General features: G+C 35.6%; 6 protein-coding genes. All 6 read right to left on the bottom strand.

Features of this window, described 5'->3' with window-relative positions:
• On the bottom strand, positions 1-5,126 hold a 5,126-nt coding region (locus tag Q0A18_RS06365; protein WP_292009309.1), incomplete at its 3' end, for an SNF2-related protein.
• Complete coding sequence (locus Q0A18_RS06360; RefSeq protein ID WP_292009308.1) at positions 5,119-5,799, bottom strand: hypothetical protein; 681 nt, start codon at positions 5,797-5,799, stop codon at positions 5,119-5,121. The genes Q0A18_RS06365 and Q0A18_RS06360, both read right to left, overlap by 8 nt.
• A gap of 71 nt (positions 5,800-5,870) precedes the next feature.
• Entirely contained in the window at positions 5,871-7,943 is a 2,073-nt protein-coding gene (locus Q0A18_RS06355; protein WP_292009307.1) for a hypothetical protein, read from the bottom strand.
• A gap of 58 nt (positions 7,944-8,001) precedes the next feature.
• A complete protein-coding gene (locus Q0A18_RS06350; RefSeq protein WP_292009306.1) occupies positions 8,002-8,691 on the bottom strand; it encodes a hypothetical protein in 690 nt (229 codons plus the stop codon).
• Between the two features lie 13 nt (positions 8,692-8,704).
• Positions 8,705-9,589 (bottom strand): M23 family metallopeptidase, encoded by an 885-nt coding sequence (locus Q0A18_RS06345; RefSeq protein WP_292009305.1) that lies wholly within the window; start codon positions 9,587-9,589, stop codon positions 8,705-8,707.
• 2 nt (positions 9,590-9,591) lie between these two features.
• Entirely contained in the window at positions 9,592-11,598 is a 2,007-nt protein-coding gene (locus Q0A18_RS06340) for a type IV secretion system DNA-binding domain-containing protein (protein ID WP_292009304.1), read from the bottom strand.
• Positions 11,599-11,647: the final 49 nt, after the last annotated feature.

The raw sequence follows: 11,647 nt of genomic DNA, 5'->3' as shown, positions 1-11,647 counted from the left end.
CTTATATCTTCTCTGTGGCTCGACACTATATTTGAAAAATTTTTAACATCCATATTATATATAGAATTAACTTCTAATATGGCACTAAACAAAGTCTTGTTCTCTTCAGCTCTTTCTCCTACATAATCTTTATTCTTATTAACTTTCAGGCTCTCTTCTTTTTCCTTTTGATATTGTTCTATTAATTTATCTTTTATTTCAGGAAGTTCTTCCAGTTTCTCATCCAACTCTGCAATTTTATCTTCGGTAGCTTTTGTCTGGTGTTCAATTTCTGTAACATTCACTCCTTTTTCAGCCAGATACCCGATTGTTTTTTGAACTTCATCTTTTGTAAGATCTATCGTTTTCTGATAAGATGAAAGCTGGTTTTTCCAATATTCTGCATTTCCTCCTTCTTCCTTAGAGTATCCTAAAATCCTATTATAATTATGTTGTGCTTTGGTTACATCCTCTTGAACTTTGATAAAATCTTCATACTTCCTTAATACAAAGGCTCTATCTGCAATAAACCTGCTTTTCTCATTTTCAATTCGCTTTTTTATGAGCTCAATTTCAATATTAGCTCTTGTTTCCGGATTGGTAATAATAGCAGTTTTTAATTCCTGGGTACTGATGTCTGATATATCCAAAACATCCGCACCTTTCTTCATAGCTTCTAAATATCTGGCTTGTTTCGATTGCAGCTTTTGAAGCATGAAAACATCAATACTATCATTGGTTAGCATAAAATTGATTCTTACATTTTCATTTTTGTTTCCCTGTCTCCATGCACGCCCTTCCACCTGCCGCAGAGCTGTAAAATTATAGGGAAGAGAAAGTATATACACATCCGTTGTGTTTTCCTGAAGGTTCATCCCTTCCTGAATGGCTTCACTACCGATGATTACTTTTATTTTCCCTGAATTAAAATCATCCTGAATCTTTAACCTGTTAGGCTTACTTGTCGCTCCGGTAATAATTCCGATTTCTTCGGGCTTATAACCGACTTCCTGTACAAGATATTCTTTTAATTTTGGAAATTCTCCAACAGCTAATTCTGAATAAATAATTTGCCCTGCATCCGGTATATCTTTCTTATTCTGGCGGATCAGATCCATTGTCTGTTTAAGCTTCGGGGAATTCTCTATAAACTCCTTTATAGTAGGTACTTCCTCTTCATAATAAATCGAGAGATATGGAGAAATAGCAATCAATCGGGCATTGAGAATATGAGTAAGGATTGCTCCTTTCTCCGTTTCGCTAAAACTCTCGTTGAGCAAATCATATTGCTCTTTCGTTAGATCATTTTGCTCAGTTTTATATTCTTTATTGATTTTGTTAGGCCGCTTCAGCTCCGGATTATCTTCTTCTCCTTTGATGTCAATAAATTCAGACAGTAACTGCTGGAAAAGAGAATTGTTTTTAAACCGTCGAACATTAGCTTTGAATTTTACATCTCCTCGGGCATCGATCTCCATATCATTATCCGCTTCCATAAAGGTCTCAAAAAAATTATTGACATTAAAATAACCAGACTCTTCGAGACGTTTATTAGCGATCAGGGATAAAATTGAATAATATTCCAGAGGTTTATTGGTGAAAGGTGTAGCCGAAAGCAGCGTTATGTTTCTACCATTATTTTTATCCTGAATGTACTGCGCAGCCATCCACGTATTAATTCCCAGTTTTGATGTCTGCTGGTTCTGGCTCCTGAAATCCGAAGCAAATCTACGGTCTTCAACTCTAACCTTTCCTACAATATGATTGGCATTATGTACTTCATCATAAGTAAGGTGATCAAATCCAAAATCTTCCCAGTCATAGATTTTGCCACGCTTCATCTTTCCTTCCACCTCCTTTTCTTTTTCCAATTCCTTCTGAAAATCTCTTTCGCTGATGGCATTTACGCTTTTCAGTTCACTTTCTGAAATGTAAGAAAATTTGGAAGCCAGTTCCTGAGTAATGCTCTCAGAAAAACCAATATTATTAAAACCTTCGTAGGTAACTATAGTAATTTCCCCATCCTTATTATCAAACTTTGATAGGTCGTAATCTTTACCAAGATTTCCCAGCACATTCATTTTAGCATTAGGAATTGTTTCAAATATCGTTTCTACCCATTGTTTAAGAATACTCTCGTTGGGAACAACAATAAGTGGTCTTTTTGCATTTCCACGTTCCACCGCTTCGTGCATAGACAGTATTCCTGATAAGGTTTTTCCAAAACCAACCTCGTGGGCTAATAATCCAACACCTTTTGTGGTTTGTCTTCCGATTCCTGCTTTCTGAACTTCAGTTAATTTTAACTCACGTCCTCTAAAATTCTTATGGATTTTAGAAAATAACGGAAATTTGGAATAGTCCGGAACATGGATATTATTATAGTTTCTGTTAAAGTCTTTTACAAAGCGCTCCCTTAATTCATCTGATAATTCTTCCCTTAAAAATTTATAAAACAAATCATTGGCAGCAGCTTTTCTCCTTTCACGAACTAAAGCATTTCTTTCTTTATCACTTCCTGTAACGGTCTCATTGTCTACAAAACTTCGGACTTCCCATGCTGAAGAACCAGCAAAAGCCTCACTGGATAACGTTCCGACAAAATCTTTAAACTTTTCAGCTAGATTGTAAGATACCATGACTGCTTCCGTTTGTCTTGTACTAGAATTCCACTGATCTTTCTCTATATACCCCAAATCAAATTGATGTATAAACTCATGATTCGGGCTGATAAAGATCTCATCCAATGATTTTGCCTTAGGCAAAACACTTTCTAATAATGCCTTTTGTTTTTCATATTGACCGGCAGTGCCGGAGCCGATAATATCTTTATCTTTTTCTAACTGTTGGAGCTTAGCATAAATATTCCCTTCAGCATAGTAAAAATCATGTACCCATTTTCCTCCAATATAGTTGGCAAATTGAGAGTGCTTTCCGTGATTATGTAAAGTCCCATCATAAGAAGTATCCTGAAATGCCTCAATCTGCTGCTTAGAAAGCTCAGAGCTGTTTTGGAGCGAAGTATTTACAATATCATCAGATTTAAGGAATTGGTATTTTAGAACTCCTTTTTTAAGCTCTACCTGGGTCTGAATTCTATACTCCGTATTTTTTCCACTATAAGACTGAATAATCTTATCCGCTCTCTGAAGAATATCATCAATTCGATTTTGATCGAACTTCTGAGATTCATTGGTAATTTGGGATTGAAGTTCCTTATATTTATCAATCTCCTTTGTAATAGCAGGAGATTTAAATTTTACAGCATTAAGAGCCAAAAGTACTTGTTCAACTTTTTCATGGGTTTCAGTAAGGTATACTTCATCTGGCTTAGTCTCTGTAATACTTTCCGATTTGTCCTCCGAATCCTTGTTTTTTAAGATGATCTTAGATTCTTCAGCTTCCAGAAATAAATCTTCAAAAAGATTCCCGATTCTTTCAACTTCAATTTTGCCTCGCAGCCGCTCTATTTTTAATAAGGCATCTTCTAAATTTCCGTGAACATAATTTTCTTTTCGTCCAAAACGATTAGTCTTTTCTCGGGTTTCACCCAATATTTTTTCAGGATTAATTTCAAAATAATCGGAAATATCTCTGGAAATTTTCTGCGAATCCTTTTTTAGAATAATAATATCCGTACCAATACCAGTTCCGGCAAAAACTCCACTTGGTAAACGAAATCCCTCTATTAACTGCGCATTTTTTAATTGGCTTTGTCTGTTTAGCCAACCAGAAGGGAGCACCATTGCCAAAATACCATCTGGTTTTAAAGAATCTAAAGAACGTTTAACGAAATAATCTTCATATTTTGAGATTTTCGGTTCTTCTCCCAAACCTTTGTAAAGCCCTCGGTGTTCCCCGTAAGGTGGATTACCAATAACCAAATCATATTTTTCAGAGAATTCCCTTTTATTACCCCTTTCATCAATAAATTCAGTTTCAAAGGAACGGAGATGAATATCAGCTTCAGGATGAAAGACTTTTGCAATTTTCGCTGTGGTCTCGTTAATTTCAAAGGCTGTAACATTTGTCTTTACTCCCAACTCTTTTGCAGCATAGAGAAAGTTCCCTGTTCCTACACTGGGTTCCAATACCGAAATTTCCTGTCGGTTTTTAAACTGATCTTTGATTAAATTACGGATAGCATCTACAATCTTTGAATCAGTGTAGTATTCATCTAATATTCCTCTACCCTCTTTCGCAGTACCACCACTTTTGAACTGACTACAAATATCTTTCAGATCATCTGTTAGATTAAAATTTTCACTTAGAATAATTTTGCGATCCCTTGAAACAAAGCAGGTTGCAGAAACAATTTCTGCAACCTGCTCATTATTAACTTTCTGCCCTTTATATTTTGAAATAAGAATGGCTACATCCTCATTATTTTTATGGGATGTATTTAATTCTGATCCTGTTCTGTCGGATAAAGTTCTCCCGGATATGATTCCGCCCACGGAATGTTTTCTTCCTTCATCTTCTTCATCATTTTGCGGTTGTGCTCCAGAAGAGGGTCTTTCTCTTGCTGCATTTCCCAAATCACTCCACCCTGTGCCTGCAAGTCCATTTCCAACATGGTTGCTGCCCATAGTTTGTCCTCCTTGGTTATTTCCGTTTTGCTCGGATTGGCTGTTTGGGATAGGTTTTCCAGAACTTCGTTCAGAAGCTTCGGTTCCCAAGTGCTGAGTGTCGGAAATTCCGTTTGATCTAGTATTAATGTATCCATCTTGTGATTTTCTTTGTTCGACTAAAATAGTATTTTTCTTTTGAACTCCTAGTTTGTTTTCTAAATATTCACTTAAATTTTGATTCCCGTTTTCTGAGATTCCATATAATGGACGGATATCCTTTATATTCTTTCCATTCATGTCTGTAAGAATTTTAAGGGTCATCATATTTCCCGCTCTGTCTCCATCCAGACAAAGAAATATTTTACCAGTATAGTTCTGATACTTGCCCATAAACTTTTTGGTATTTTCTCCGGAATGAAGCGCAACAAGAGTTCTGTTATTATTCTGATTATTTAATTTCAGAAGTTCTAAAAAAGAATGTTTATCCTTAATATTTTTAAAAACAATAAGTTCGTCCTTATTTCCTTCTATTACGGAAATATCATCATCTTTATATGCTAAGCTATTTTCACTCACTTTCTCGGCTTTTTACAAAATGATTAAATTCAAATAATTCTTTAGCACCAGCATCCCAGTTCTTTCTGGGTAATAACTGAAGGGTCACAAATATGTCGTCCTTCTTATTATAGGAGTCGATACGCTCCAATCTCCCGTGATAATCCATTTCTGCGTGCTCGTATAGTGAATACGGTAAAATTGTGTCAGTTGGATAGATATAAAATCTTGTATAAGTCCAGGGAGAATTAATCTCAAAGCGCTTGTACTTCTTCTGAAATAAGATCGTATCAGATAGATTTCTTCTGTTCCTATAGTTAGGAATCCACTCTTTTGAAAACACGGCCCCCTCTTTCTTGTTCCAAACCAGAAAAGACTGCCTCTTCTTAGAAAGGTCAGAAAAGATGAGATTACGTTCCACGAGGTCAAAAGGATAGCAGAGTGAATCCCTGATATAATACATTTGCTTACTCATTTCAGGAAATGAAAGATCAGGAACCACTTCTATAAGTTCATTTTTAGAGTAATTTAGTTTTGATACATGAAAACTCTGCATTTTACCCAGTCCTTTGGACGCATCAAAATAGACGTTCGATATAATATCAATTCCTCCTTTATCAGATTTGATTTCTTTATGGCAGGAACCGATGGTGAAAAGAAAAAGCAGGTATGGAAGTATTAAATTTATTTTCATATTAAAGGATTTTAAAAAAGCGGCAAATCATTCTTAGACTTGCCGCTTTAAAATAATGGACAGGTATAATTTTATCGTTTAATGCTTTGCTCCTTCACATTGGCCTTATCGTGCCCTCTCTCATCCTCCATCCCCTGCAAAGGTTTATTGGTATTGATCCTGGTCATATCCTGATCATAAAGGTTCAGATTCTTGTATTGTGGGTTTAAAACCGCTTTTGCTTCAACCACCTGATCATTCTCTTTTATCTTTACTTTAACTATATTCCCTTTTTCCAGAGATTTGATGGTGCTGTCTTTATACTCCGGCTTATCAAATACCAGGTTGGATTTTTCGACAATCTCAGCAGTATCAATACCATAGTTTTTATAAAAATTCTGGAATTTGTAATTTCCTTTTTCAGTTTTTGGTTCACTAAAATCGAATCTTACAAAGGCTGGCTCCTTTTGATCAGTCTTGGGATTCAGAAACTCTATTTTCACACTGCGCCCTTCCAGAAGGTTTACAGCTTCCTTGGCGGTAAAAGTATTTTCACGGTTTACCGGAAAATTATGGGACATCTCTTCATTTTTATCATTTGTTAATTTTGCGTGATAAGAATTAAGAAAAACACCACCACTTTGAGTTTTATTGAATTTCAATATAAAATCTACTTTATTTCCGGGCAGAGCCTTATCGGAAGAGGATTTAATTTCAAATTCATTTTTCTTTGATTTAATTCCTTTTTCCAAATCTTTGTGAAGCTTTTCATCTTCTCCAAAACCAAGGTATTTCATCTGGTCTTTTAGGTATTGTACCTGATTAAATTCTTTTTGTGTTTCCATAATGTTTGAGGTTTGATTATAATAAATTGATTGATTATTAATAAGGATCTGAAGTCTCTTTATTTGACTATCTATAAAAGACATAGCAATGATATCATCTTCTTTTTCTTCTCTGCCAAACTGTTTTATCTTTAATTCTAACAAATGCTCCAAGTAATGTATTGGGAGATTGATTAATTCACTGCTGCTGTACCCCTCGATGGTATCGTCTACATAGGGATTATATTCTTCTCTGTAAAGAGATAGTGTTTTTTCAGCAGTCCGCATATTAGATCCTTCTACATTATTGTTTTCAATAAGTGTTTTCGTTTCAAGAGAAAACCGATTAGAAAGGTCATACAATAAAATCTTGAATGCTTCTGGTGAGTTTTCAGCATTCGATTCATGAATCATGTGAATATCAAAATCGTGCTGATCAAATACCGAGTAAGCTCTTTCGATTAAAAGATCATATTTTTGCCTATCAATCTTGTATTCAGCCTTTGTTTCAAGATAATAAGATTCCCCTCTATCATAAGAATCATCTACGAAATTATAACGATCGGGCTCTCTCGGAGGGTCTAGAAAAATATAGGAAATGATTTCTTCTTTTAAAGCTTCATCAGCATTTTGAAGAAATAGTGCCAACTCTAACGTCTTAATACTTTGTGGATGTTTAAAAATAAACATACTTTCTCCCTCATCTTCATAGTGACGGTCAAGTATATCGGCTAGTTTTTCAAGACCAGATCTTTTGTCTTCCACTAGATCTATGTTTTTTTGTATGATGTCTTTGTCTATAGAATCAATATTTCGGTTAGATTCTATATTTTTAACAGATTCACTGATGGGTTCACTAGATCTTAGGCTGGTAAACTCTTTCTCATTTCTCCCAGAAAAAGGAATACTCATTTTGTTTTTAGCCTCTTTATAGGCAAAGATTTTTAGAAATTGAGCTTCCTTTTTTGTAAAAACTCTTTCGCCATCCTGAAAAAAATGTTCTGGCGACATATTTTTCATTTCTTTCACAAAATTTTTATAAGCCCGGGTCATCGGAGTAATATTCTTATCATACCAGCTTAAATCATTGACCAATTCCATATTTTTTGGATTATTAATAGTCTGATTTTCTAATTTTTGCTCTTCCGTATCAATGGCACGTAAATCAAAAGGATCTGCATCCAGCCCGTAATCAAACGTATAGCCGATAGCTTCGCATTCTTCCTGAAAAATGGCACAATCATTATAGTCAAGTCCTTCGTACATTGCCTTTTGCTGCCATTTATCACATACGGTCTTCAGTTCTTCAGGAAGAAGCTCATAATCTTCAAATAAATCCATTCTTAAATTTTATTTACTTTGAGATTCTACTATATACTAGGTTTATCAACAGGGGGGGCTATCTTCTAAAGCCCCTTTTTTCATCCCGCTCCTGCTCCTCTTCTTCTCTCATTTGGTTACCATCCTGGTAGAGATCAGGATCGTTTACATTCAACTGAACATCCGATTTTTCCTGTTTTTGGAAAATTCCATCAACAATATCTATCTCTCTTGATACTATATTCAGATCACGGGAAATCTCTTTTGCTATTTCAGGTGGAAATCCTAGCTCTAACTTATCCTGAATAAATGCCTTGAGCTTTAATAACTCATTTTTATAGCGACCAAGTTCCTGAGCATCCTTTTTATCTGCAATGATGGCGGTAAGTTCAGTAGCATGTCTAATCAAATCAAACTCAAATACTTTTCCCGTTTCTTCATCAAAGACAAAAGCTTTCTTTTCAAGTCCCGGAAACCCGGGAGGCAATTTATTTGAGACTTCTTTTATATCAGTGTATTCAATTCTCTTTTCACTGTTTTCAAGGAGTTCCGAGAGATTTTTATCACGTTCTAAAAAAATGACATTAAGCCGGCTATTGTTCTCAACGAGCTGAAAAGTGGCTCTTCTTTTATCATTGTCCGCAACGATTGTATATCCCTGTAAAAACCTCTGAATATCTTCAGGACTTAATTTTTTGGAAAATGTATTGTCCTGGTCAATAATTCCATATTTCTTCAGCTGATCTGTGGGTAAATTGTTATTTTTCATTTTTTTAATCTATTTAGTAGGGTTTGTATAATGCTGTACTGGTATTAGGATGGTTTACCATAAGGTTACTGGCTCTTATTAAATCATTTAGAAAATCAGCAGGGTTAATGCTTTGTCCGAATTCTTTTACCGAAAAATGTAAATGAGGCCCTGTAGAATTTCCGGTATTACCACTCTTTCCAATGATAAATCCGGCTTTCACCAGCTCTCCGACTTTGTAATAGTTCTCCGATAAGTGCAGGTAAGCCGTTTCAAAGCGGTTAAAGTGCCGTACTTTAATATAATTGCCACCGCCACCAGGGTCCCAGCCACTGGCCGTTACAACACCATCCATTACTGCATATATATTTTCATAATGAGCTTTTAAATCAATGCCTCCATGCATTCTCTTTGTACCTAAAATAGGATGTATCCTCGTTCCATAAGGAGATGTGATACTCATCGTATTACGTAGAGGCATTACAACTTTTGATAATTGTTCTTTAGGCTCTTCTACAAAATCATATAAAGCCCTGGAGGGTTGATTTTTCAAATCCTCTCTTTTTATCTCAGACCTAAGCTGAGTCACCAGAAGTAAAGAATCTTTTATTCTTTGAAAGTCTCTTCTGGAATTGTTTTCATGGCTGTATTCTTTTAGTAGTATCTTTAAAGAATCAATTTCATTCTTCAAATCCGTTTTTGTGGTTGTATTAAAGATGTTTTTCCAAAAGTTTTTTCCATTTTTTTTGTTTAACTGCTCATCCTCTTTTGCCGTTTCAGTTATCTTCGAGCTTTCGGTTTTCTTTGGCTGCAAGGGTGAGAGTGTGTTGAATTGGGCAGACATAAAACTGCTTATTAATAGGAAAATAGGTAGAACCATCTTGTAAAGCCTGGCACTTATTATTATATTCTGTATCATAATTATGCTTTTACTAATTCTCTGACGATTAATTCCACTTCTTTATTAATTTTTCTAAAATTGGTCATCAGGACCTCTTCTTTACGATTAACTCCTGCTTTATCTACAAAAGAGTAGTAAGTCGGCATTGTGACATAATGCCCTTCTTCCTCTTTAATGGCTTTCATATTTAAATTGATCTTACCATTTATCGCAGAAGTTTTATATTCTTCGGTATTATTTTCTTCCCCCTGAGCAATAATCCCAGCCATTTCCCCGGTTTTAAGTGCTGCTATTTTTCCTGCGGGAATCATAAAATCCATTTTCTCATTGATACTGGTGGTTGTTCCTTGCTGAGAGATTGATTGGGAGTATGATTTCTGTTTTATTTTACCAAAAAGCTTTTCAAGCCAGTCAAGTGTATTTTTATCTCTTACAGAGCCGGAAAGAATATTTCCGACAATAGCAGAAATAGTATCCGCTACTTCCTTCTTGTAAAACTGACGAAGTTGTGGAAGTTCCTGAAGACCTAACATTACGGCAACCCTGTTACTTCTTGCTGTGGCAACGACATTATCAATTTTATGAATGTAAATCGTTGGAAACTCATCAGCAATAATACCTCCCGGTAGATTGTTTTTGGAGTTTATTAAACGCAGTGTCCTGTTGAGTACCGAAGAATACAAGGCGGAATTAATATCCTGAGTCCCTGGATCTGAAGCTAGAATAATAATGGAAGGGTTATTCCGGTCCGTTATTTTCAGCTCCACTTCATCACCTGAAAACACCCAAAAGCTTTCCTTAGTAGCCAGTCTGGACAAAAATATCTTTAGTGTTCCTACCTGCCCCTCTAATTGGTCAAAAGCCTTATTTTCATAAGCTGATTTAAAGGGTGATAATAAAGAATACAGCTCCTCATGATTAAAAAGTGTATCGAAAATTTCCTTATAGCTTCTGTTCATAAAAGAAAGGATATGAGGTAAATCCGAATATTTTCCGTTTTCGTGGGTAGCAAAAAAATAAATACAGGAGGAAAGGAAATTAATTGCCGATTGGGTGAAGAACTGATCAGATCCTCCTCCGGAACTGGTACTCCCCTTTTGCAGAGAAGATACCATAGCTTCTGCCATCTCCTGCGCCTCTGCCAGAGTCTTTACATATTCTTTTTTAAAAGGATTTACTCTTCTGGATTTTTCAACCTCATTAAGATTGATAACATGGAAGGCGGAAGTTCCGCTTCCATTTTTCCCAGACTTTGCAAGTTTATTTTGACGTAATAAATAATGATAATAGGCAATCTGCCCCAGATCAGGAAACTTAAAATCATAAATCATAAGACAAAATCCTTTGGCTATCATCTGTCTGATAGCGGGATTGATCACACCAAAAGATTTACCGGAGCCAGGAACGCCAATGACCATTGTCCCTCGAAACGGATCGATATTTATCCAACCATCATGCTTTTTACCTCCATACCAAAATATATAGGGAATATTGATACTGGTATCAGATTGTACAAGCTCCTGATTTTGATCAAAAGACTCTTCTTCCACATTCCATCTATCTTTTCCCATTTTCTGCTGCATCAGTTTGGAAATACTATCTGCTCCCATCTGAAGGATCACCGCTCCCAGAAAAGAAAGAAAAGCATAAACAACCTGATAAAGATGCATTCCCGGAAAGATTTTAGGTAATGAAGAATCTCCGGCTTCTTTTTGCCAAACCAAAGAAGAAAACATCATCATAAGCCCCAGTACCATAGGAACTATTATTTCTACAGCGATATTTAAATCTTTCTTTTTCTTGGCTTTTGTACCGATGGCAACCAATCCTATCAGAATAAGTGTAGCAAATTTGGCATTTACAGGAGGATAAATAAAGCTCATCTTAGAAAAGTTCCTAAGTAAATTCGAGAGTACAGGAATATCTGCGTGCAGATAAAATAGTGATGCACAATCCAACGCAACTACGGCATACACTACTTTTTGCAGGAATCCGTAAATCCTGATCTGATGCTGCTGTTCTTGCATTTTATTGAATTATTGAATTAAAAAATTGAGCGACTGAGATTGAAAATTT

The organism is Chryseobacterium sp., from assembly GCF_022712095.1.
GTDB lineage: Bacteria > Bacteroidota > Bacteroidia > Flavobacteriales > Weeksellaceae > Chryseobacterium.
This window is presented reverse-complemented; position numbering and strand designations above follow the sequence as displayed.

What these genes read in the sequence shown, in the direction of transcription:
- Q0A18_RS06345 (WP_292009305.1), bottom strand. Translation starts at nt 9,589, where the DNA reads ATGATACAGAATATAATAATAAGTGCCAGGCTTTACAAGATGGTTCTA.
- Q0A18_RS06355 (WP_292009307.1), bottom strand. Translation starts at nt 7,943, where the DNA reads ATGGATTTATTTGAAGATTATGAGCTTCTTCCTGAAGAACTGAAGACC.
- Q0A18_RS06360 (WP_292009308.1), bottom strand. Translation starts at nt 5,799, where the DNA reads ATGAAAATAAATTTAATACTTCCATACCTGCTTTTTCTTTTCACCATC.
- Q0A18_RS06350 (WP_292009306.1), bottom strand. Translation starts at nt 8,691, where the DNA reads ATGAAAAATAACAATTTACCCACAGATCAGCTGAAGAAATATGGAATT.
- Q0A18_RS06340 (WP_292009304.1), bottom strand. Translation starts at nt 11,598, where the DNA reads ATGCAAGAACAGCAGCATCAGATCAGGATTTACGGATTCCTGCAAAAA.